At 67.0% G+C, this 22,099-nt stretch carries 18 protein-coding genes; 2 read left to right on the top strand and 16 right to left on the bottom strand.

Annotation, left to right across the window (positions count from 1 at the left end; genetic code table 11):
* Positions 1–117: 117 nt before the first annotated feature.
* Together IFT63_RS00515 and IFT63_RS00510 are read right to left on the bottom strand one after the other, a co-directional pair.
* Positions 118–342 (bottom strand): hypothetical protein, encoded by a 225-nt coding sequence (locus IFT63_RS00515; RefSeq protein WP_192082900.1) that lies wholly within the window; start codon positions 340–342, stop codon positions 118–120.
* 251 nt (positions 343–593) lie between these two features.
* The gene (locus IFT63_RS00510; RefSeq protein WP_042614161.1) at positions 594–974 is read right to left on the bottom strand and encodes a BON domain-containing protein; all 381 of its coding nucleotides are present in this window, start codon (positions 972–974) and stop codon (positions 594–596) included.
* A gap of 170 nt (positions 975–1,144) precedes the next feature.
* On the opposite strand from IFT63_RS00510, the gene IFT63_RS00505 reads away from it, so the two are divergent.
* Positions 1,145–2,182: an oxidoreductase gene (locus tag IFT63_RS00505; protein WP_192082899.1), complete on the top strand. Its 1,038-nt coding sequence runs from the start codon at positions 1,145–1,147 to the stop codon at positions 2,180–2,182.
* Positions 2,183–2,269: 87 nt separating this feature from the next.
* Here IFT63_RS00505 and gnd read toward each other — a convergent pair whose 3' ends face one another.
* The 8 genes from gnd to IFT63_RS00465 form a co-directional block, all read right to left on the bottom strand.
* On the bottom strand, positions 2,270–3,175 hold the full coding sequence (gnd, locus tag IFT63_RS00500; RefSeq protein ID WP_042614170.1) for a phosphogluconate dehydrogenase (NAD(+)-dependent, decarboxylating): 906 nt from the start codon (positions 3,173–3,175) through the stop codon (positions 2,270–2,272).
* Between the two features lie 11 nt (positions 3,176–3,186).
* Complete coding sequence (locus IFT63_RS00495; RefSeq protein ID WP_192082898.1) at positions 3,187–4,473, bottom strand: hypothetical protein; 1,287 nt, start codon at positions 4,471–4,473, stop codon at positions 3,187–3,189.
* Between the two features lie 2 nt (positions 4,474–4,475).
* Complete coding sequence (locus IFT63_RS00490) at positions 4,476–5,063, bottom strand: DUF2242 domain-containing protein (RefSeq protein WP_192082897.1); 588 nt, start codon at positions 5,061–5,063, stop codon at positions 4,476–4,478.
* A 119-nt stretch (positions 5,064–5,182) separates the two neighbouring features.
* Positions 5,183–7,360, bottom strand: coding sequence for a carboxy terminal-processing peptidase (locus IFT63_RS00485; RefSeq protein ID WP_042614165.1), 2,178 nt, complete (start codon positions 7,358–7,360; stop codon positions 5,183–5,185).
* A gap of 336 nt (positions 7,361–7,696) precedes the next feature.
* Complete coding sequence (gene lipA / locus IFT63_RS00480; protein WP_042615463.1) at positions 7,697–8,710, bottom strand: lipoyl synthase; 1,014 nt, start codon at positions 8,708–8,710, stop codon at positions 7,697–7,699.
* A gap of 41 nt (positions 8,711–8,751) precedes the next feature.
* Positions 8,752–9,465 (bottom strand): lipoyl(octanoyl) transferase LipB, encoded by a 714-nt coding sequence (lipB, locus tag IFT63_RS00475; RefSeq protein ID WP_192082896.1) that lies wholly within the window; start codon positions 9,463–9,465, stop codon positions 8,752–8,754.
* Positions 9,453–9,731 carry a DUF493 family protein gene (locus tag IFT63_RS00470; protein ID WP_042615461.1) on the bottom strand — a complete coding sequence of 93 codons (279 nt, stop codon included), beginning with the start codon at positions 9,729–9,731 and terminating at the stop codon, positions 9,453–9,455. The genes lipB and IFT63_RS00470 overlap by 13 nt, the downstream gene beginning before the upstream one ends.
* 175 nt (positions 9,732–9,906) lie before the next feature.
* Positions 9,907–10,899: a CsgG/HfaB family protein gene (locus tag IFT63_RS00465; protein ID WP_042615460.1), complete on the bottom strand. Its 993-nt coding sequence runs from the start codon at positions 10,897–10,899 to the stop codon at positions 9,907–9,909.
* A 352-nt stretch (positions 10,900–11,251) separates the two neighbouring features.
* On the opposite strand from IFT63_RS00465, the gene IFT63_RS00460 reads away from it, so the two are divergent.
* A complete protein-coding gene (locus IFT63_RS00460; protein ID WP_042615459.1) occupies positions 11,252–12,313 on the top strand; it encodes a lipid A deacylase LpxR family protein in 1,062 nt (353 codons plus the stop codon).
* A gap of 79 nt (positions 12,314–12,392) precedes the next feature.
* Here the strand turns inward: IFT63_RS00460 and IFT63_RS00455 are convergent, their stop codons facing one another.
* From IFT63_RS00455 to mrdA, 6 genes are all read right to left on the bottom strand, one after another.
* Positions 12,393–14,261 (bottom strand): YadA-like family protein, encoded by a 1,869-nt coding sequence (locus tag IFT63_RS00455; protein WP_192082895.1) that lies wholly within the window; start codon positions 14,259–14,261, stop codon positions 12,393–12,395.
* A gap of 398 nt (positions 14,262–14,659) precedes the next feature.
* Entirely contained in the window at positions 14,660–15,871 is a 1,212-nt protein-coding gene (locus IFT63_RS00450) for a D-alanyl-D-alanine carboxypeptidase family protein (protein ID WP_042615458.1), read from the bottom strand.
* A 107-nt stretch (positions 15,872–15,978) separates the two neighbouring features.
* A complete protein-coding gene (locus tag IFT63_RS00445; protein WP_042615457.1) occupies positions 15,979–17,331 on the bottom strand; it encodes a septal ring lytic transglycosylase RlpA family protein in 1,353 nt (450 codons plus the stop codon).
* Positions 17,328–18,476 (bottom strand): lytic murein transglycosylase B, encoded by a 1,149-nt coding sequence (mltB, locus tag IFT63_RS00440; protein ID WP_192082894.1) that lies wholly within the window; start codon positions 18,474–18,476, stop codon positions 17,328–17,330. Before mltB ends, IFT63_RS00445 begins: the two co-directional genes overlap by 4 nt.
* A 462-nt stretch (positions 18,477–18,938) precedes the next feature.
* On the bottom strand, positions 18,939–20,051 hold the full coding sequence (rodA, locus tag IFT63_RS00435; RefSeq protein ID WP_192082893.1) for a rod shape-determining protein RodA: 1,113 nt from the start codon (positions 20,049–20,051) through the stop codon (positions 18,939–18,941).
* Positions 20,048–22,099 (bottom strand): penicillin-binding protein 2, encoded by a 2,052-nt coding sequence (gene mrdA, locus IFT63_RS00430; RefSeq protein WP_042615454.1) that lies wholly within the window; start codon positions 22,097–22,099, stop codon positions 20,048–20,050. The genes rodA and mrdA overlap by 4 nt, the downstream gene beginning before the upstream one ends.

Below are 22,099 nucleotides of genomic sequence, written 5' to 3'. Positions count from 1 at the left end.
GATCCCCCAGCAAACTTCAGAACGCCGCCCCCCGCGCCGCGCGACCACCCAGGCCGCGAAGGGCGCGTGAAGCCACTATAGTCCAGCGGGGACGCCTCCGGCCATGGGATAGCGGCGTCAGCCCAATGCCCGGCGCAGGATCCTGTCCACGGCCTTCCAGTCGACCGCTCGCGCCGCCACGGCCGCCTGTGGATCCGGATCGACCGACGGTGACGGGGCCAGGAACACCGGCCTGCCGAACGTCCAGTACATCACCGTACCCACGCTGACCAGTGTGGCGACCGCCAGCAGCAGCCTGCGCCAGCTGGCCGTCGCCGGGGCCGACGCGGGGGCCTCGCGCATTCAGGCGGGAAGCGGCGCGTTGCGGACCTGGACAGGCCAGGCCGCAGGCAGTCCGGCTGGGCGCGGCGCTGCCGTTACGGTGGCTTGGGAGGGCAGCAGCGCAGCCACGTCCATCGCGTGGATCATCACGTCAGTCCATGAAGGTCAGCAGCCGACGATTGCACCAGCTCGACGCCGCCCAGGCCAGAGCCAGATACGGCAAAGGCGCCCACCTGGAGCGCCTCCGCCACTACCTCTACCGGACTACCGACTTACTTGGTCGACGCGGTACCAGCGACCTTCAGCTGGCTGGAATCAACGCGGGTAACGCCCTTGATCCCCTTCGCCGTGTTGACCGCCTTGTCATGCTCGGCCTTGTTGGCCACGTTGCCCTGCAGGGTCACCACACCATTGACGGTGGTCACGCTGATGTCGGTTGCCGGCACATTGCTGCTCACGGCCAGGTCACCTTTGACCTTGGTGGTGATCCACGTATCGGTCACCGGCTCGTTGGAGTCGTGGTTCGCCGCGTGGGTCCGATCCTGGGCCATCGTGCCGCCCTTCTTCGCCGGATCGTTGGCCATCGCCAGCGGTGCAGCCAGCAGCATGCCCAGGCCAATGGTCGCAGTAAGCAGCTTGGAATTCGTCTTCATCGTACGGTCCTCCTCGTTGGTGGATGGAGTGTCCCGTAACGGGCGTCCAGCCCGCGTGCCGGTACTGTCATGCCGGGGTGAACCAGAGCGCGAGGTGCTACATCCGTTCAGGTTTTGCACCGCGTGGACGAGCCGTTAGGCTGGTCACCCCCACCAACGCGGAGCGCGCCATGCCTGTCGACCTGCAGGTTGCACTGATCGGCTACGGCCTCGCCGGGAGGGTTTTCCATGCGCCGCTGATCCAGCACACGCCGGGGCTTTACCTGCACAGCGTGGTCAGTTCGCGTCGTGATGAACTGCGCCGCCACTTCACCGACGTGCACGTGCGCGCCGCACCCGCTGAGGTATTCGAAGACCCCGCGGTGGATGCGGTGATCGTTGCAACGCCCAACGAACAGCACGCGCCATTGGCCATCGCCGCACTGCGCGCAGGCAAGCACGTGCTGGTGGACAAGCCCTTCGCGCTGGACACCGCGCAGGCTGAAACCGTGCTGCGCGCCGCAGAAGACAACGCGCGGGTGGTCACTGTCTTCCAGAACCGGCGTTTCGATGCGGACTTCCTCACTCTGCGCCACCTGCTGGCTACCGACGTGCTGGGTGATATTGCCGAATGCCATTCCCACTTCGACCGTTTCCGTCCGCAGGTTCGCGACCGCTGGCGCGAGCGTGAGCAACCCGGTGGCGGCCTGTGGTACGACCTGGGTCCGCACCTGCTTGACCAGATGCTGCAGCTGTTCGGTTGGCCGCAGGCGATCACCGCAGACCTGGATCGCCAACGCGGCGAAGGCAGCACCGATTACCTGCATGCGGTGCTGCACTACCCCCGCATGCGCGCCATCGTGCATGCGGGTTCGCTGGTCAGCGCAGCAGCGCCGCGCTTCAGCGTGCACGGCAGCAAAGGCAGCTGGATCAAGCAGGGACTGGATGTGCAGGAGGCACAGCTGGCCGCAGGCAAGGCACCCGGTGCGCCAGGCTGGGGGCTGGATCCGCTGCATGGCATCCACTCGGCCTTCGACGAGGCCGGCACGTTGCAGCACACCACCGTGGACAACGTGCCGGGAGACTATCGGCGGCTGTACAGCACCTTCGCTGCGGCGATCCGTGGTGAAGGCCCGGCCGAGGTCACCCCGGAGCAGGCGCTGCAGCTGATGCAGTTGCTGGATGCCGGCCGCCGCAGCGCGCGCGAAGGCCGCACCGTCGCGCTGTGACGTGTCTGGTGTAGCGCCGAGCCATGCTCGGAGGCTTTTGCGGTTCGGCCCGCGTCCGCCGAGCATGGCTCGGCGCTACCACAGCGCTCAGGTCTTCTTGATCGCGTGGCCGCCGAATTCATTGCGCATCGCCGCCAGCAGGCGGTCGCTGAAACTGTTCGACTGGCGCGAACGCAGCCGCTCCAGCAGTGCCAGCGTGATCACCGGCGCAGGCACGTCCAGCGCGATGGCCTCGGCCACGGTCCAGCGGCCCTCGCCGGAATCCTCCACGAAGGGCGCAATACCGTCCAGCGCCGGATTGCGCTGCAGCGCCTGCGCGCTCAGGTCCAGCAGCCACGAACGCACCACGCTGCCGTGGCGCCAAACCTCGGCGACCTGGCCCAGGTCGAGTTCCATTTCTTCTTTCCGCTCCATCAACGCGAAGCCTTCGGCATAGGCCTGCATCATTCCGTACTCGATGCCGTTGTGGATCATCTTGGTGTAGTGCCCTGCACCGCTCGGCCCCACCCGTGCCCAACCGCGATCGGCAGCGGGAGCCAGAGCCTGGAATACCGGGGCCAGTTGTTCGACGGTGGCGGCGTCGCCCCCGATCATCAGGCTGTAGCCTTCCTGCAGTCCCCACACCCCGCCGCTGGTCCCGCAGTCCAGGTAGAAAATGTCATCGTCGGCGAGCGAACGCGCGCGGCGGATGGAATCCTGGTAGTTCGAGTTGCCGCCGTCGATCACCACGTCGCCTTCAGCGAGATGCGGGACCAGCTGCGCCAACGTCTGGTCGACGGTATCGCCGGCCGGCACCATCAGCCACACCACGCGCGGCACCGGCAGCGCGGCGACGGCCTCGGCCAGCGTTGCGAACACCTCCAGTCCCGATTCCGCCGCCCGCGCGCGTGCCGCTTCCATCGGGTCATGGCCCACCACGCGGTGGCCGCCACGCTGCAGTCGCTGGGCCATGTTGGCGCCCATCCGGCCGAGGCCGATCATTGCGATATCCATCTGTTTCACCTTTACGTTGAGGGACGGCGACCGGCATCGCCGTCGGGTCCGGAATCAGAAGTCAGGCTGCCCGGCAGTCCGGTTGCCGCGCAGTGGCGCAACTGCGCCTGCTGCCAGCGCCGGTACAGCGTGGTAGGCAGATTGTGCACCGTCAGCTCCACCGTGAACGGCGTGCGCGGGTTGCGGTCCAGCAGGCGTGTGACATGCAAGCCGATGGGCTTTATACCGCGCGGGTGTACGAAGATCAGGAACTGCCGGTAGAACGGATCGTCCAGCACGGCGTCCATGCGCTCCACCAGCACCGCTTCATCCTCGGTGAGCGATGCGCGCAGTGCAGGGTCGCGCTCGGCCAGCAGGCGTTCGAAGAAGCGAACGCCACGCCGTGGCAGCTGCCGGGACAGTTCCCAGAGTTCCCGGTTACGCTGGTCGTACCAGCCGAATCCGCCGTGCCGCCGCAGCGCCTCGGCCGCCTCGGCGCCCACGTCCACGACGATGAAATTCTCGGCCTGGTTGTTCAGGTCGTCCAGCGTTTCGCGTCCGAGCGCGTGGGTGAGGTAACCCGGCGCCCCCATGAAAGCCTGGCGGCCCATCGCCGAGGTGCGTACCGCCTTGCCGTCGGCGAACAGGTCGCCAGCATGCGCGCCGAGCAGGATGCTGTTGGTGTCGTGCAGGCCGACGAACGTGCCGATGCCGAGCTCATCGTTGTCAAACGCTGTGTCGAACGAGGCGTCCCCGTGCAGCTCGCGCTGCGTGGCCAGTTGGGCGACCTGGCGGCCGACGCCGCATTCGCTGCGCACCTTGCCGGTGTAGAACGCCGCCAGTGCCTGGCTGTTGCTGGCCGCCGGCTGGAAACCCCGCCCCAGGCTGCGCGTACGCTGCCAGCCCTGTGCCCGCGCCCCGCGCGCGCCGAATCCAATCCATCCCAGCTGCAGGCCTGAAAACCGATAGCCCGGATTGTTTTCCAGCGCGCGGGCCGCCCGCCGCGCTGCGTCGCCCACCCGCATTGCATAGGCGCAAACACTGGCCGGATCGTCCAGCAGCTGCTGCATGAATTCCGCGCGTTCGGCAGGCTGCCATTGGCGCGGAAGCGTGGCGCGCAGATCGCCCTGCGCGTGCGCCTGACGTAGATCTTCGCGGGTGCAGACAGGGCCGCCGTGCACGTCGGGTGTGGTCACCGCCGCCGACTCGAATCGCCATCCCAGGCGTTCCAGCAACCCCTGCGTGCACTCCGGCGCGGCCGACAGCGCCGTCCCCGGAACGACCAGCAGCACCCCCAGCAGCGCAGCGCCTGCGCGCATGTTCAGCGCAGTCCGTCGTCCGTGCTGTCAGTCGGCGGCGGATCCGCTGCGGGCGCCGGGGCTGAAGCCGGGGCCGCCACCACCGGCAGGTACTGCTGCAGCCGCTGGAAGAACCGACCATAGAACTCGCCGTCCTGCACCGTGCTGCTGGCCACCTTCACCAGCGAGTCGTCGTTGCTGCCGAACGGCAGCGACACCGAGCCCAGCGCGCCTACGCCGACGCTGGCCGAGGTCGGACTCTTCTTCAACGCATAACGGTCCTGAACCGCGCTGATGAACACCAGCGCCTGCTCGCCGCGGGCCGCACAGGAAATACGCAGCACCAGCTGTTCGTGGTCGTCATCGCGCGGCTGGAAATTCTTGCTGCCTTCCACGCCGGTCCCGTCGGCACGGGCGATCGCATAGCCCTGGCTGAGCAGGGTGCGCCGGGCGGCCTCGCAGGCCTCGGCCGGCGAACCGTCCACGGTGCGCGAGTACATGTCGCCGGAATCAAACGATTCCCGCAGCAAGGTACTGTCGGCCGCACGGCCACCACAACCGGACAGGCCGGCCATCAGCACTACGGGAGTAAGAAAGACGGCAGTCCGCATGGACGTTCCTGCAACGATTGACTCGCTGCAGCATAGCGTGCGCTGCGTAAGCGGCAGGTTTACGCCCATGGCGCGCCGGCTGGCGGCGCGCCATGGGTTGGCGATGGTTCAGCGGGTGCTCAGTCCGCCCAGCGGCCTGCGCCGGTGGACTGCGGCAGCACCTGGGCGGACAGCGGGCGGTCCTCTTCCAGCAGGTTCACCGCATCGGCCAGGATCGCCGCCGATTCGCGCAGCAGCGGGTCCGGACGCTTTTCGGCGGCCTTCTCGCGGGCGGCATCCTTGACGATGTCGCGCTCGTTGCCGGTCAGGCCATCGTCGTTGCTGTCATCGGCGAGCGGATCCAGGTCCAGGCCCAGCTCCTTGCGTACCGCCTGGCGGTCGGCGCGCTGCTTGTCCTGGCGCTCACGTTCGGTGCGGCGCTCGGCCTCGTTGAGCGAGATGTACTTCTTGGCCTTCTCTTCGCGGAACTGCTGCACGTCCTCGTTCCACCACTGGAACTCCTTGTCAGCAGCAATGCGCGTGTCGTGGCGGCTTTCCAGCTTGGGCAGCAACGGGCCGAAGTTACCGTACTGGGTATGCGGCACGGCGGCGATGCGGGTCCACGGCAGTGCGTTGTCGTAGGTACTTTCGCCGAACTCGCTGGCATCCACGCTGGCCGGGAAGGCCAGGTCGGGCACCACGCCCTTGTGCTGTGTGCTGCTGCCGCTGACGCGGAAGAACTGCGCGATGGTCAGCTTGACCTGGCCGAAGCGCTGGGCTTCGCCGCTCGGCCAGCGGTCCAGGTCGACGATGTTCTGCACGGTGCCTTTGCCGAAGGTGGTCTCACCGATCACCAGGCCACGACCGTAGTCCTGGATGGCACCGGCGAAGATCTCCGAGGCCGACGCCGAACCGCGGTTGATCAGCACCGCCAGCGGACCGTCCCACGCCACCGCTTCGCTGCGATCACTGTTGACGGTGACGCGACCACCGGATTCGCGCACCTGCACCACCGGCCCCTGTTCAATGAAAAGACCGGTCAGCTCGATGGCTTCATCCAGCGACCCGCCGCCGTTGTTGCGCAGGTCCAACACCACGCCGTCCAGCTTGTCGGTCTTGAAACCGGCCAGCAGCTTGGCCACGTCGCGGGTAGCGGACGCATAGTCGGTCGCGTTGCGGCGACGGCCTTCGAAATCCTGGTAGAACGTCGGCAACTTGATCACCCCGACCTTGCGCTCCGGCGCTCCGTCCTTGCCCGGGATGGTCAGGGTCTCGCCCTTGGCCGCCTGTTCGGCCAGGCGCACTTTCTGGCGGGTCAGCACCAGCGTATGGTGCTTGCCGTCCACGCCCTCTTCGGCCGGGATGAACTCCAGCCGCACCTGGGTGTCCTTGCTGCCGCGGATCTTGGCGACCACGTCATCGATGCGCCAGCCGATCACATCTTCGATCGGACCGGAGGTGCCCTGGCCGACGCCGACGATGCGGTCGCCGGGCTTGAGCTTGCCATTCACCGCCGCCGGGCCACCGGCGATGATCTCGCGGATCACCACCATGTCGTCCTGGCGCTGCAGCTGCGCGCCGATGCCTTCCAGCGACAGCGACATCGCCTGGTTGAAGTTTTCGGCGGTGCGCGGGGTGAAGTAATCCGTGTGCGGGTCAACGGCACTGGTGTAGGCGTTGAGGAAGAACTGGAACACGTCCTCGCCCTTCAGCTCGTTGACCGACTTTTCCAGCGTGGCGTAGCGCTTGTCCAGCGTGGTGCGGATCTCGTCCGGCTTCTTGCCGGCCAGCTTCAGGCGCAGCCAATCGTTCTTCACCGACTTGCGCCACAGTTCATCCAGCTCGGCATCGCTGGCCGCCCACGGCACATCCTTGCGGTCGTACTCGAACTTCTCGTCGGTGCTGAAATCCGGCTCGCGCTTCAGCAGATTGCGCGCATAGCCCACCCGCTGGCCGACGCGCTGCTTGTAGACCGAAAACACCTGGAAGGCCGGCTCCAGTTCGCCGCCGCGGATGGCCGTGGCGATGCCGGCCTCGAACGGGGCGAACTTCGCCACGTCGGCCTGGGTGAAGAACTGCTTGCCGCCATCGAGGGTCTCCAGGTAACGCTTGAAGACGTCCTTGGAAGTGGCTTCATCCAGCGCGCGCGGCCGGTAGGCGTAGCGGCTGTCGGACAGCAGCCCATAAACCAGCTTGGAGGTGGTCGCCTGGTCTGCGGTGGCGGCGGCCGGCAGCGCCGGTCCGTCTGCCTGCGCCGACAGCGCCAGCGGTGCGGTGAGTGCCAGGGCAATCAGGAATGCGGGGGCTTTGAATTTCATGGAATTGCTCAGGGCACCTTGCCGAAAGGAAGACTGCGTGCATTACAGACACCACGACAGTGCCGAAAGTTGCGCGCTTTGTCACCCGCGTTCATGGAACGCGTGTTTCCAGCCTAGACGGGGTCCTGTAGCAGCATGTGAACGAGGATCGGGACCTCGGTAGCGCCGAAGGCAGCGGCAGGAGCCGCTACCAACGTCGCTTGCGACGGCCCGGAGGGTGCCGGTCAGGAGCGCCGGCATCGCCATGCTCGGCGAGCGCAGCGGCAACGGCGTGACGACCAACGGTCGTCACCCACCATTGCGGGGAGCGGACGGCCAGCGGCCGTCACTACCCGGTCAGGCGACGCCGGCGCCCTTGGCCTGCACGTCGGCGTGGTACGACGAGCGCACCATCGGGCCGGACGCCACGTGGCTGAAGCCCAGCGCGTAGCCGTAGTCTTCCAGCGCCTTGTAATCTTCCGGCGTCCAGTACTTCAGCACCGGGTGGTGGTGCGCGGTCGGCTGCAGGTACTGGCCGATGGTGATCATGTCCACGTCGTGCGCGCGCAGGTCGCGCATGGTGGCCTTGATCTGCTCGAACTCCTCGCCCAGCCCCAGCATGATGCCGCTCTTGGTCGGCACGCCGGGGTGCTGCGCCTTGAAGTTCTTCAGCAGGGTCAGCGACCACTGGTAATCCGCGCCCGGACGCACGTTGCGGTACAGGTCAGGCACGGTTTCGATGTTGTGGTTGAACACATCCGGCGGGTTCTGCGCCAGGATCTCCAGCGCGCGTTCCATGCGGCCCTTGCCACGGAAGTCCGGGGTCAGCACTTCGATGCGGGTGCCGGGCGACTTCGCACGGATGGCGGTGATGCAGTCGACGAAGTGCTGCGCACCGCCGTCGCGCAGGTCATCGCGGTCCACACTGGTCACCACGACATACTTCAGGCCCATGTCGGCCACGGTCTGGCCGAGGGTGGCCGGCTCATTGGCATCCGGCGGCTTCGGACGGCCGTGGGCCACGTCGCAGAACGAGCAGCGCCGGGTGCAGACCTCGCCGAGGATCATGAAGGTGGCGGTGCCGTGGCTGAAGCACTCATGGATGTTGGGGCAGCTGGCCTCTTCGCAGACCGTCACCAGACGGTTCTCGCGCAGCTTGGCCTTCAGGTTCTGCACCGCATTGCCGGAGGGAATGCGCACGCGGATCCAGGACGGCTTGCGCAGCACCGGCGCGTCGGCGAACTGCACCGGCGAGCGGTTGATCTTGTCGCCACCCAGCTGTTTGACGCCGGCCTGCAACGGCGCGGCGGCGGGAGCGGAATCGCCCTGCAGCATCTGCAGGGGAATGGTGCGGGCAGTCTGTTCGGTCATGGTGTTCCCGGCGGCAACGGGGCCGCGTGGTATGGGTTCGGTCAGGCAGACAGGTCCGGCTGCGTTGAGGACGGCTGCAGGTGCAGGCCGAACTGGCGCGCCAGGTGGTCCAGCAGGACGGGCTTGACGGCTGCCATGCCGGAGGGCCCGCCCAAGTCTACCATCGTGGTCACCTGCAGCCCCTGGTAACCGCAGGGGTTGATGCGGCGGAAGGGTTCCAGGTCCATCGCGACGTTGAACGCCAGGCCATGGAACGTGCAGCCGCGGCGGACCCGGATGCCGAGCGCGGCCACCTTGGCTCCACCCACGTACACGCCCGGGGCGCCGTCCTGGCGTTCGGCGCCGATATTCCACTCGGCAAGGGTATCGATGATGGCCTGTTCGATCCGGCATACGTAATCACGCACGCCCATGCCCAGCCGCGGCAGGCGCAGCAAGGGGTAGACCACGATCTGACCGGGGCCGTGATAGGTCACCTGGCCGCCGCGGTCCACTTTCACCACCGGGATGTCCCCGGGGGCGAGCACGTGTTCGGGCTTGCCGGCCTGGCCCAGGGTGAACACCGGATCGTGCTCGACCACCCACAGTTCGTCGGCGGTGTCGTCGTCGCGCTGGTCGGTGAAGCGCTGCATCGCGCGCCAGACCGGTTCGTAGGGCTGGCGACCGAGGTCGCGGACTACGGCGGGCTGGGATTGACGGCCCTGGGGCGATTGACGGCCAGCGGCCGTCACTACCATCGGTGCTACAGCGTCCACTTTACTTCCGGATGCTCGCGCAGCACCTCGTGGGCGAGGTCGTACTGGGCGCGATCGCGGGCGGTGAATGCAATGCGCACCGAGACGTACTTGCCGTTGGAGGAGTGCTTCCAGCTGATCTGCTCGTTGAGCACCTCAATGCCAGCGGCCATCAGCAGCCTGGGGAGTTCCACTTCCAGCCCGGAGTTGGCCGCGCCCATGGCGCTGAGCTCGAACTGCCCGGGGAACTGGAAGCCGTGTTCGGGATTGTCGGACTTGATTTCCATCCGCCCATTATCGGGCCGGCGCAGATCAAACCCAAGGGGGTCCGATCGGTAGTGACGGCCGCTGGCCGTCTGGTGGGTGACGACCGCTGGTCGTCACGCCTTTGCCCTTGCCGCTGCGCTCGCCGAGCATGGCTCGGCGCTACCAGCCGACGGCGGCCAACGGCCGCCGTGCGCCTTACTTGGCCAACTGCATGGACGTGGAATTGACCCAGCCCTTGTTGCCCATCTCATCTTCCACTTCCCACATCGTGCCGTCCTTCTGGCCGGTGGGGTACAGCAGCATGCCGGGTTCCAGGTCACGCACGGCCGCGCCGGTGCCCTTGGAATTGGCCAGCAGGCGACCGGCCTTCAGCATGGTCACGGCCTGGCTGCTGTTGGCAGCGGAGGCATCGGCTGGCAGGCCGCCCAGCTCGTTCACCATGTTGGTGTAGGCCTGCAGATAGGCCAGCGTGATCACCTGGCCCAGTTCGGTGTTGGCATAGCCGCCCACGCCCATCGCACCGATGCCGCCACCGCCGAACAGGCCGCCGCCGGCGCCCCAGCCCAGGTCGGTCTTCTTCGAGTTGCCTTCCACGATCGCGACCTGCTCGGACGAACGCACGTCGGTCAGGGTCAGGGTGACGTCCGCGGTCTTGCTGCGGAAGTTCAGCCCACCCACCACCGCACCCGCCTTGCCACCGATCAGCCCGCCCAGCAGGCCACCGATCGCATTGCCGCTGGCATTGCTGTTCTGCGAGATCAGGTCGGGCACCAGCACGTAATCGGCCGCGCGGATCTGGCCCTTGCCGATGTTCGAACGGCCACGCAGCTCACCTTCCGAAGCCAGCGCGCGCTCGGCTTGGGCGGCGGCCATGCCGACGCCACGGTCGACCAGGGTGAAGCACTTGGACTTGTTGACGAACACCTTGATCAGCTTGGAAGGCGCCGGCAGCTGCTGCCCGGTCCACCAGTTCACCACGTCTTCCGGTTCGATCACCGAAATCGAGCCCAGCGGCTTGGTGCAGACCGGGATCTGCGCCTGGCCCTGCTTGCTCTGCTCCTGCGCGGAGGTACGGCTGGAGCTGAAGCTGTCGCGCAGGCCGGCCGAGGCAGGTGCACTGACGGCCATCAGGCCAACGCCCAGCACGGCGGTGACCACGAGGGTGGCGAACGAATTCTGTTGGGTCATGTCTGTTGTCCAGCGCGCTTGCCCGTTGCAGGAAGCGCGCAATCCATTGGTTTGAGAGAGGCCGGTGGTGGCAGGCCGGAATCCTTGAACAGCGCCCTCTGGCGCCGGCGCAGAGGATAAAACACCGCTGTGCCAACGGCAACCGCGGCTGAACAACGGTACAAATGGATGCGCGGGAGGCCAATTAACGTGACGTTTATCACTTTTTCTAGCCCGCCAGCGGGACGGTACGGACGCGGGGCGTAGAAGTCCACGTGCGGAACGGACCAGACCGGCCACGGCGGTCGATCCGAATTCACATCGGCGCTACCGTATTTAGGAGAAAAACGTCAAAACAGCCCTCTGGACTTCCATGCACCCCACGCGTATCGCGGCAGCCCTCGGGCTGACCAGCCTGATGGCCCTCGCCCTGCCTGCCCATGCCGCCGATCAATGCAGCCAGAGTGCGCTGGCCGATCATCCCCCGCAGATCAATTTCCGCGTGGACAACGACCTGTTCGGTGGTGCCGACCAGGACCAGGGCTATACCAACGGCGCGCAGATCACCTTCGTGTCCCCGAACCTGGTGGACTTCACCGACGACCCCTGCCTGCCGCGCCTGGCGCGTTGGGTCAACAGCCACCTGGAAGCGCTGCACCCGGGCGAGTTCGAGCAGCAGAACATGATCTTCAGCGTTGCCCAGGGCATCTTCACGCCGAGCGATTTCACCCGCAAGGACGTCATCGAAGATGACCGTCCCTACGCCGGCGTTCTGGTCGGCAGCTTCGGCTACAACGCGCGGCGCGGCAATTACCTGCAGACCACCCAGCTGACGCTGGGCGTGGTCGGTCCGTGGGCACTGGGCAAGGAAGTCCAGGACGGTGTGCATGACCTGCTCGGCGACGACAAATTCCAGGGCTGGGACAACCAGTTGCACAACGAGCCGGTGGTGATGCTGACCCACGAGCGGATGAACCGTTGGCCGCGCGATGCCACCGACAACGCCACCGGCTGGGGGTGGGATGCGATCAGCCACTACGGCGGCGCGGTCGGCAACCTGGCCACTCACCTCAATGCCGGTGGCGAAGTGCGCTTTGGCTGGAAACTGCCGGACGATTTCGGCAGCACACCGTTGCGGCCCGCCGGCGAGAACACCGCGCCGTCGCGTGGTGGCCGGCCCAGTGGCTGGTCGTGGCACCTGTTCGCCACCACCGATGCGGCCTGGGTGATCCGCGATATCACCCTGGACGGCAACACCTTCCGCAACAGCCACAGCGTGGACAAGAAGCATGTGGTGGCACAGGGCGGCTACGGTGTGGCGGTGATGCGCGGACGCTGGAAGTTCGCCCTGGCGCGCTATCACAGCACCAAGGAGTTCGACGGCCAGCGGCAATCGCCGATCTTCGGCAGCTTCACCATCAGCCGTTCGCTGTAGGCCGAAAAAAACCCGCGGCTTCGGGCCGCGGGTTTCCTGCTTATGCGGAGGCCGTCGCCGCCGCTTGCCTGGCCCGGCGTTACCAGCTCACGCCCGCGCCCGCCGACATGCTTTGATCGCTGCCGCTGAAGGCACCTCCCAGCGAAACGGAGACGTTCTTCCGCTCACCCAGGATGCGCTGGTAACCCACCGCCAAGGCGCTGCGCCCGTTCTGTGAGCCCACGCCGGCGCCCAGGCGGTTGTCGCCGCTCAGGCCAGCGGTATTGATCGCCATACCGGCATAGGCGGCGCTGATAGCACCCATGCGGTCAATGCGCTTGTCCACGGCCCGGAAGCGGCCATTGGACCAGTCCCGCTCGGCTTCGAAGCGCTTGTCCATCTGCTGCACGTTGACCGCATCGGTCGGCGCGGTACCAGCGCCTACGTTGGTGATGCGACGTTCGGCCCCCGGCGCACCAACGGATACCTCACGCTCACCGTCGGCGATGGAACCGCTGCCGATGGCCACCGAATCGTTGCCCCGGGCCGAGGCGCCGCCCCCAATAGCGACCGCCCCCTCACCGCTGGCAGCACCGGCGCCTTGCGGGGTACCGTCGCCGATCACGATCGAGCCTGCACCCTCGCCCGCACCCACCAGGCCCTCAGCGTTGCCATTGCCGTTGCCGTTGCCGTTGCCGTTGCCGTTGCCGTTGCCGTTGCCGTTGCCGTTGCCGGGGCCGGGGCCGCCGATGGAGCCGTCGGCGATGCCCTCCTCGATCCGGCCCACGCGGCCGTCCAGGCCCTCGATCCGGCCCTCCAGGAGCGCCTTCATGTCATGCAGCTGGCCGCCGTTGATGGCCTCCATGCTGCCCTTGCCGATCATGCCGTTGCCCACGTTGGCCAGCACCGTTCCGTTGATGCCACCCAGCGTGGCGCGGCCCAGATCCAGGCCGTCATACGCCAACGCGCCCAGGGCACGGCCATCATTGGGGTCGATAAGGCCCGTGGCTTTGAGCTGTGCGATGGTCACTGCGTCGTCGTCAGCCACACCGTTTTCCACGCCGGTGAGGCGGCGTGCCGCGCCGTTTCCGCGGAAATCGACAGCGCCACCATCGGTGCCGGCGCCCACGGTCAAGTCTGCGCCGGCAGCCGCCTGCTGCAGCAGGCCGACGCCGCCGCTGGCGAGCTGCTCGCTGAGGACGCCGATCGCGGTGGAGTTGCTGCTGGTCCGGGTATCGATGTTGGCCAGGGCATCACCTACGTTGGTCGCCGTTGCGTTTCCCTCGTCAAGCACGTAGCCGGGCGCGGTGACGGCACCATTGGCATCCACCATGGAACCGCCGCCCAGCGCATTGGAGACGCTGGTCGCCGTGTCGGTCAGCTGGCCGAAATTGGCCGCATCGGTGCGCGCGGTGCCTGCCGCCATGTTGACGATACGGCGCTGCAGGTCGGCATTGCCGATCGATACGGTATCGGCCTCGGTGGCAGTGGATAAATAGCCAAGCGCCACCGAACCGGTCGCGCCCGACGCCGTGCTCGAACGCCGTCCAAGCGCAACGGACTGCTCGCCGTCGGCGTCGGTCTGCACGCCGATCGCAACGGCTCCTTCGCCGATGGCAGTTGCCGCGGCGGCGACGTTCTGTGAGCCGCCAAGGGCGATGGACCAGGCCCCTGTCGCGTGTGCATTCTGGCCCACGGCGATGGCCCTGCCACCGGTGCCGACCGCACCGGAGCCGACAGCCACGTCGCCGCCTTCGGTACCGACACGAGCCACGCCGCCGTCGTTGCCGAGTTTGATCAGATTGGCGAGCTGCGTCGCACTGGCCATGGTGCCGACACCGCTGGACATCGGCTTCAGAGCGGCTTCGCAACGGAGGCCGTCATCAGTGAGATGCTCGCCGGCGGCACACCGCGCGGCTTCCGGCAGGTCGGCGGCGATCACCGCGCCTGTCGGCAGAGCCAGGGTCATTGCCAAGGCAGTGGCCAGACGCCTGCGCTGCTTCTTCCCGTGCACAGCGACAACTCCAGGGGCGCGCAGCCCCGTGACGGCTGAAAGGTTCCGGCTCAACGTGTAGACAGTGTTCATTGGTCAGCTTCCCGATGCGGGCGCGACGATTCTGCCGCGCGGGTCAAGTCCAGAGGTGTGGTGATTCCGTCAGTTGTCGGAATGAACCCATGATCGTTTTCGATCGACCCCGGTGACATCGGTCAGGTCCTAAAATCACGGTGCCGCTGCAGTCGCCCATCAGGGAGCATCGCTGTCCTCGCTGCACCACGACGACGCAATAAAAAGCCCGCGATTCGCATCGCGGGCTTTCTGGGGAAGACAGGGGGATGACGGCCAGCGGCCGTCACTACCGCCGCCGGTTATTCCGATTCCCACCACATCCAGAAGCTGTGCCACAGACGCTTGAAGAAGCCGGCTTCTTCGACCGCGGCGATCGCCACCAGCGGTGCCTGTGCGACCACCTTGCCATCCAGCGTCACCTTCAGCGTGCCGATCTGCTGGCCTGCGGTGAACGGCGCCACCAGTGATTTCGGCACATCAATGCTCGGTTTCAGGTCGTTGTAACGGCCACGCGGCAGGCTGACCAGCATCGGCTGCGCCACGCCCAGCTGCACGGTGTCGGCGGTGCCCTTCCACACCTTGTGCTCGGCGACCACCTTGCCGGGCTCGTACAGGCGATGGGTTTCAAAGAAGCGGAAGCCCCAGTTCAACAGCGCCAGGCTGTCGTCGGCACGCTGCTTCTCCGATGCGCCGCCCAGCACCACCGCGATCAGGCGCTGGTCACCGCGCTGCGCGGAGCTCATCAGGCAGTAGCCTGCAGCCGAGGTATGGCCGGTCTTGATGCCGTCCACGCTGCCATCGCGCCACAACAACAGGTTGCGGTTGGGCTGCTTGATGTTGCCCACGGTGAATTCCTTCACCTTGTTGTAGGCATAGGTCTCAGGGTAATCGCGCACGAACGCGCGGCCCAGCAGTGCCAGGTCGCGCGCGGTGCTGTGGTGGCCTTCGGCGGTCAGGCCGTGGGCGTTGACGAAGTGCGAGTTGGTCATGCCGATCTTGGCAGCGTAGCTGTTCATCAGCGACGCAAACGCTTCTTCGCTGCCGGCCACGTGTTCGGCCAGCGCGATGGCAGCATCGTTGCCGGACTGGATCGCCATGCCCTTTTCCATGTCTTCCAGACGCGCGGTCTGGTTGACCGGGAAGCCGCTGTAGCTGCCGTCGGTACCGGCGCCGCCTTCGCGCCAGGCGCGTTCGCTCATCATCACCTGGTCGTCCGGCTTGACCTTGCCGTTCTTCACTTCGGCGGCAACGACGTAGCTGGTCATCACCTTGGTGATGCTGGCCGGGGCAAGCGGGGCGTCGACGTTCTCACCGGCGAGGACCTGGCCGGACGCGTAGTCCATCAGGATCCAGGCTTTGGACACGCTGGGGACCGGGGCCGGCGGCGTCGCCACGGCGGTCGGTGCAGTGGTCGCAGCCGGAGCGGCCGGGGTCGGCAGCGGGGTCTGGGCATGGGCCAGGCCCACCAGCAGGGTGGCGGCCAGCGCAGTGGCGGCAAAACGGAATTTCATGGGCGGGCAGGCTCCTGGAGCGGCCAAGGTCGGAAGGGGAAAACGACCGCCATTGTAGGCGGTCGGCAAGCGCGGCGCGGCGCGGCGTCAGGCCACGCCGGGGAGAGTCATTCCTTGACGATCTGCGGGGCGCCGAAACCCAGACCGGCAATGCGGCCGGCAAGTTCCGTCGCATTGGCGTGGTCGTTGGCCGGCACCCGCAGGCGCCACAGCGTGCGGCCGCCAGCGGCGATGTCGCTGATGGTCGCGCCGACGATGCCGGCAGCGGTCAACTGGCCCTGCGCGCGGGTGGCATTGTCGCGGCTGGCGAAGCTGGCCACCTGCAGAAGCACGTTGCCGAGGACCTTTTCGGACAGCGAGGGCGGCGGCGAAGGCGCGGCGGCGGTTGCCGTGGGGGCGGGGCGGGCGGTTGCGGAGGGTTTATCGGCTTGACGGCCCGCTTCAAGGGATTGACGGCCAGCGGCCGTCACTACCGGGGCGGCGGGTTTGCCGGTGGCGACGCGCACGTTGTTGTCGCGCATCCAGCGGTCGAAGTTGTCGGCTGAACCGGGCTTGGCGCTGTCGGCGACGCGGTAGCGGTAGGCCTCCGCGCCAGTGGGGGTCTTTGCGGCGGCGGCCACCGCACGCGGTGCCGGCGTCCGGGTTGCTGCAGCCGGGGCTGCGGCCGGCAGGCGGTTCACCAGCGCATCGATGGCCGATGGCGCAGCCGCGGTGGCCGCCACCATCGTGGTGGCGCGGCGTTCGGCACGGGTCGGTTTGGCGTCGGCCAGCAGGTTGCCCTCACCCGGCTGCAGCGCGCGCACTTCCACGTTACCGGTGCCGCGCTGGGTGATGCCCAGGCGCACGGCAGCGGCGTAGCTGAGATCGATCACCCGGCCGTCGTGGAACGGGCCGCGGTCGTTGACCCGCACGATCACCGATTCGCCGTTGTCCAGGTTGGTCACCCGGGCGAAACTGGGCAGCGGCAGGGTCTTGTGCGCGGCGGTGAACTGGTACATGTCATAGACCTCGCGGTTGGAGGTCAGGCGCCCATGGAACTTGGCACCGTAGTAGGAGGCCGTGCCCTTTTCGGCATAACCCCGGGTGCTGTCCATCACCTTGTACTTCTTGCCCAGCACCTCGTACGGCGACCGGTTGCCGATGGCCGAGCGGGCCAGCTCCTGCACTTCCGGCTCCGGGATGCAGGCCACGTTGGGGATGTAGGTCGGCGTGGTGTCCTTCACCCCCGGCTTGTACAGGCCGCCGGCGGTGTAGTTGCCGCGCGTGGACAGGTCTTCGGCCGCAGCCGCATAGGGCGATCCATCCGGGCAGTGCGCGGGACGGCTGCCGCCCTTGCCCTGCACCACCGTGGTGGCCGGCTTGCCGCCCGTGCTGGCGGTTCCACCGGGTTTCTTGGGCGCGCTGCTGCATGCGGCCAGCGCAAGGATCAACGCTCCGGGGACCCACCATCTGATGTTCATGCCGGTGGCAGCTCCTGTCCAGCGATGGCCTGCGACAGCTGGAACACGGCCATCGCGTACATTTTGGAGATGTTGTAGCGGGTGATGGCGTAATAGTTCTGGAAGCCCAGCCAGTACTGCTTGCCGGTGCTGCCTTCCAGGGTGATCGGGGTGGCGGTGGCGCCGGGCTGCACGGCCGCGTTGGGCGTGTAGCCGCGTGCAGCCAGGTCCTGCAGCGACCAGCTCGGGGTCCATTCGGTCGGATTGAATTCTTCGCGCCCGGCGGCCAGCGTGGCCGGCACGGCAACCTGTCCGCCGCGCACCCAGCCGCCCTTCTTGACGAAGTAATTGGCGATGGACGAGAACACGTCGTCGTAGCTGTTGAAGAGGTCGCGGCGACCGTCACCGTTGCCGTCCACGGCGAAATCCAGATAGCTGGACGGCATGAACTGGCCCATGCCCATCGCACCGGCATAGCTGCCCTTGAGCGTGGTGATGTCCAGCTTTTCGTCTCGCGCCAGCACGAAGGCCTTGGCCAGTTCGTCGCGGAAGAACAGTTCGCGCCGGACTTCGCGTTCCAGCTTGGCCGGGTCGCCGCTGCGCGGGTAATAGAAGGCCAGGGTATACAGCGCATCCAGCACGCGGTGGTTGCCGGTGTTCCCGCCGTAGCTGGTTTCCACGCCGATGATGGCCACGATGACTTCGGCCGGCACGCCGGTGCGCTGCTGCACACGCATCAGCTCGTCGCGGTGTTCGGCGAGGAACTTCTTTCCGCCGTCGATGCGCGCCTGGCTGATGAAGATCGGGCGGTACTCGTTCCACGGCTTTACCCGCTCCGCTGGGCGCGACATGGCGGTAATGATCGGCTGGCGTACCTGCGCCTGGTCGAGCACGCTGGCGATATAGGCGGGATCGAGTCCGTGCGCGGCGGCGGTGTCGCGGATGAAGTTGGCGCGCGCGGTTTCAAAGGGAACCGGCGTGAGGTCTACCGGCGGTGCGCTGGACGCAGCCGATTCGGGCGCGGCTTCAGCCGGTCCCTTGTTCTGCCCGGATGCCGGCTTGTGCGGCGCCACGGTTGCCTGCGAAGGCGGTGGAGGACTCGACGGCTGGGTCGCGCAGGCGACCAGGCCGAGGGTGAGCATGCAGGCCAGAGTACGTCGGATCATCGCCGCAGGTTAGCAGGTCATGGATGAAATAAAACCCCTAAGACCATGAATAGCAAAGGATTGGTTAATCCGCTGCTGCTTTGTAAAACCAGCGTGAAGACCGGCAACGAACAAGCCGGTTGCGCCCCCATCCCCCGACGGGCGCAACCGGCCTGACGGACCATCCAATACTGCCCCTGCATCTCCCCAGAGCAGGCGGCAAAACGTGAGGTCGTGCTGCGGTTCGCCAGGTGGTCGGCGTAGAAGATGAACGCGCCCTGCCTGACGGGCGCCATTGTGCAGGCCGTTTGCGTCAAAACCATTGATCCGGATCAACAGTGTTCGGAAATGTGACGCACTGCGCACTTGAAGTGTGAAATCTTCATCGCAGGGAAACGAATGTGGCTGGGCAGCACTAGCCATGCTCGACGGAGTCCCGGCGCGCCGCTGCGCTCGCCGAGCATGGCTCTGCGCTACCGGGCCCTATCGATAACCACCATGAACGGGGTTGTGGCTGCGCACGGCCATCACCAACCCGAAGCCGGCCAGCAACGACACTGCCGAGGTGCCGCCGTAGCTGATCAGCGGCATCGGCACGCCCACCACCGGCAGCAGGCCGGAGATCATGCCGCCGTTGACCAGCACATAGACGAAGAATGCCAGGCCGGTGGCGCCGGCGAGCAGGCGCGAATAGGAATCGCGCGACTGACTGGCGATCCACAGGCAGCGGCCGATGACCACCAGGTAGAGGGCCAGCACCAGCGCCACGCCGATCCAGCCGAACTCTTCGCTCAGCACCGAAAATGCGAAGTCCGTCGTCTGCTCGGGGATGAAGTTCAGGTGCGACTGTGAGCCCTGCCCCCAGCCCTTGCCGTCCAGCCCACCGGATCCGATCGCGATCTTGGACTGGATGATGTTCCAGCCGGCCCCCAGCGCATCCATTTCCGGGTCCAGGAACATCATGATGCGATCCTTCTGGTACGGCATCAGCAACCAGAACCAGGCCACTGGCGCGATTGCGGCCACGCCGCCCACGCCCAGCCCCACCCACCACCAGGGCAGGCCGGCCAGCAGCAGCACGAACACCCCGCTGGCGGCGATCAGCACGCCGGTACCGAAGTCCGGCTGCAGCATCACCGCGGCGGTGGGCGCGCCGATGATCAGCATGCTGACCAGCACGGTGGTGAAGCGTGGCGGCAGCGGCATGCGATGCAGGTACCAGGCCACCATCATCGGCAGGCTGACCTTCAACAACTCGGCCGGCTGCAGGTAGAACAGCTTGAGGTCCAGCCATTGCCGCCCGTACTTGCCGGTACCGATGGCGAACACCGCCAGCAGCGGGATCATCGAAATGGCGTAGATCATCGGCGTGGCCGAGCGGATGCGCAGGATCGGCACCCGCGAAATGCCCCACATCGCGGCCAGACCGACCGCGAAACGCGCACCCTGGGCGTATACCAGGCCATCGCCCCCGGCGCTCTTCAGCGTGGCCAGGCCGATCAGCATCAACGCGCCGAGCGCCGCGCACAGCATCCAGTCCAGGGTGCTGAAGAAGCGCACCAGCATGTCGCCGGCCCAGCGCAGGAAGTCCTTCATCGGGCGGGCTCCGGGGAGGGCATCCGCCGATCATGGATCGGCGCTGCCAGGGTGGCGGGCTCGGCGACCGGCGGCCCCACCTGCACCGGCAGTTCGCCGGCTTCCATCGCCGCGGCATCGCCATTGGCGCGGGCGCTGCTGTCTTCGTTGTCGAAGGCGGTAGGACCGAAGGCCACGCTGCCGCGCTCCACGTCCAGCGGCAGCACGCCCTCGGGCATCTTGCCCAGCAGCCACGCATCGAAAACCTTGCGCGCGATCGGAGCGGCCGCCGAGCCGCCGTAGCCGCCACCCTCCACCGCCACCGCGATGGCGATGACCGGGTTGTCGGCCGGCGCGAAACCGACGAACAGCGAACGATGGCGCAGGTGCAGCGGCAGGCTGCGCGGATCGACGGCTGCAGTGCCCTTGCGGCTGATCACCTGCGCGGTGCCGGTCTTGCCGGCCATCACATACGGTGCCCCGGCGGCCATGCGCGCGCCGCTGCCGCCCGGCTGCATGGTCGCCATCATGCCTTCGCGCACCGCCTGCACGTTGTTCGGGTTGGGGCTGAGTGGCTTGGTTCCGCTTGCCGGCGTCATGGCCCAGTCGCTGTCGAAGCCGGCGCGCTGCTGCATCACCAGGTGCGGCGTGCGCAGCTGTCCGCTGGCGATGCCACTGACGCCGCGCACCAGTTGCAGCGGCGTCACTTTCCAGTCGCCCTGGCCGATGCTCACGTTCACCGTGTCGCCGGGGTACCAGCGCTCCTTGCGGGTCTTGGCCTTGTACGCCGGCGAAGGCAGGATGCCGCCGATCTCGCCGGTCAGGTCGATACCGGTCGGCTTGCCGAAGCCGTAGTACTCCATGTAGTGGTCGAAGCGCTCGATCCCCAGGTCCAGCGCCAACCGGTAGTAATACGTATTGACCGACTGGGCGATGGATTTGCGCAGGTCGGTCCAACCATGGCCGCCACGGTGCGCATCGCCCCACCCACGGCTGGTACCGGGCAGGTAGAACATGCCGGTGGAAAGTACCTTGTCCTCGGGCTTGCGCACCCCGGCATCCAGCCCGGCCAGGCCGATCAGCGGCTTCAGCGTCGAACCCGGCGCCACGCCACCGAGCACCAGCCGGTTGAACTGCGGCCGCGAGGGGTTGTCGTTGAGCGCGCGGAAATCCGCGTGCGAGATGCCGTTGACGAACAGATTGGCGTCATACGAAGGCAGGCTGACCATGGCCAACACTTCACCGGTGCGCGGGTCCATCGCCACCGCCGCGCCTTCCTGCACGCCGAAGGCAGCCACCATCGCGCGCTGCAGGTCGGCGTCGATGGACAGCTTCAGGTCGGTGCCGGACTGCGCCGCCACCCGGCCGACGGTGCGGATCGCGCGGCCCTGCACGTTGGTTTCCACCTGCTCGTAGCCGACCCGGCCGCGCAGTTGTTGTTCGTAGTAGCGCTCCAGCCCGGATTTGCCGATGTGGGTCAGGGCCGCGTTGCCCTCGCCCAGCATCTCCAGGTCCTTGTCATCCACCCGGCCGACATAGCCGATGACATGCGCGAACAGATCGCCGAAGGGATAGCGACGGGTCAGGTAGGGCTCCAGCTCGACGCCCGGGAAACGCCAGCGATCCACCGCGAAGCGTGCCATCTCCTCTTCGCTGACGCGTAGTTTCAAGGTGACCGGCAGGAAGCTGCGACGCGCCTTGCGCGATCGGTTGAAGGCCTCGATCTCTTCCTCGCTGAGCGGGAAGATCTTCGCCAGCCCGGCCAGGGTGGCGTCCATGTCCTTGACCTTGTCCGGGGTGACGTCCAGGCGGAACGCGGGCACGTTCTCGGCCAGCAGGCGGCCGTTGCGGTCGTAGATCATGCCGCGGCCGGGCACCACCGGACGCGGCTTGATGCGGTTGGCTTCCGAGCGCGTGGCGTAGATCTCGTGGTCCATCACCTGCAGCTTGAAATACCAGCCGCCCAGCCCGCCCAGGCACAGCAGCACGCCGAGGAACCCCAGTGCCGCGCGACGGCGGAACTGCTCGGCCTCGGCATGCGGATTCTTGACCGCGCGGCGCGAGCTCAT

The organism is Stenotrophomonas sp. CFBP 13724 (assembly GCF_014841975.1).
In the GTDB taxonomy this organism is placed as follows: Bacteria; Pseudomonadota; Gammaproteobacteria; order Xanthomonadales; family Xanthomonadaceae; genus Stenotrophomonas; species Stenotrophomonas lacuserhaii.
This window is presented reverse-complemented; position numbering and strand designations above follow the sequence as displayed.

Excerpts from the sequence above, each read along its gene's own strand:
- rodA (WP_192082893.1), bottom strand. The coding sequence starts at position 20,051 with ATGAAGGACTTCCTGCGCTGGGCCGGCGACATGCTGGTGCGCTTCTTC.
- IFT63_RS00495 (WP_192082898.1), bottom strand. The coding sequence starts at position 4,473 with ATGCGCGCAGGCGCTGCGCTGCTGGGGGTGCTGCTGGTCGTTCCGGGG.
- IFT63_RS00470 (WP_042615461.1), bottom strand. The coding sequence starts at position 9,731 with ATGGAAATCAAGTCCGACAATCCCGAACACGGCTTCCAGTTCCCCGGG.
- gnd (WP_042614170.1), bottom strand. The coding sequence starts at position 3,175 with ATGGATATCGCAATGATCGGCCTCGGCCGGATGGGCGCCAACATGGCC.
- mltB (WP_192082894.1), bottom strand. The coding sequence starts at position 18,476 with ATGATCCGACGTACTCTGGCCTGCATGCTCACCCTCGGCCTGGTCGCC.
- IFT63_RS00490 (WP_192082897.1), bottom strand. The coding sequence starts at position 5,063 with ATGCGGACTGCCGTCTTTCTTACTCCCGTAGTGCTGATGGCCGGCCTG.
- IFT63_RS00510 (WP_042614161.1), bottom strand. The coding sequence starts at position 974 with ATGAAGACGAATTCCAAGCTGCTTACTGCGACCATTGGCCTGGGCATG.
- lipA (WP_042615463.1), bottom strand. The coding sequence starts at position 8,710 with ATGACCGAACAGACTGCCCGCACCATTCCCCTGCAGATGCTGCAGGGC.
- mrdA (WP_042615454.1), bottom strand. The coding sequence starts at position 22,099 with ATGAGCTCGCGCCGCGCGGTCAAGAATCCGCATGCCGAGGCCGAGCAG.
- IFT63_RS00505 (WP_192082899.1), top strand. The coding sequence starts at position 1,145 with ATGCCTGTCGACCTGCAGGTTGCACTGATCGGCTACGGCCTCGCCGGG.
- IFT63_RS00445 (WP_042615457.1), bottom strand. The coding sequence starts at position 17,331 with ATGAACATCAGATGGTGGGTCCCCGGAGCGTTGATCCTTGCGCTGGCC.
- IFT63_RS00460 (WP_042615459.1), top strand. The coding sequence starts at position 11,252 with ATGCACCCCACGCGTATCGCGGCAGCCCTCGGGCTGACCAGCCTGATG.
- IFT63_RS00450 (WP_042615458.1), bottom strand. The coding sequence starts at position 15,871 with ATGAAATTCCGTTTTGCCGCCACTGCGCTGGCCGCCACCCTGCTGGTG.
- IFT63_RS00465 (WP_042615460.1), bottom strand. The coding sequence starts at position 10,899 with ATGACCCAACAGAATTCGTTCGCCACCCTCGTGGTCACCGCCGTGCTG.
- IFT63_RS00455 (WP_192082895.1), bottom strand. The coding sequence starts at position 14,261 with ATGACCCTGGCTCTGCCGACAGGCGCGGTGATCGCCGCCGACCTGCCG.
- IFT63_RS00485 (WP_042614165.1), bottom strand. The coding sequence starts at position 7,360 with ATGAAATTCAAAGCCCCCGCATTCCTGATTGCCCTGGCACTCACCGCA.
- IFT63_RS00515 (WP_192082900.1), bottom strand. The coding sequence starts at position 342 with ATGCGCGAGGCCCCCGCGTCGGCCCCGGCGACGGCCAGCTGGCGCAGG.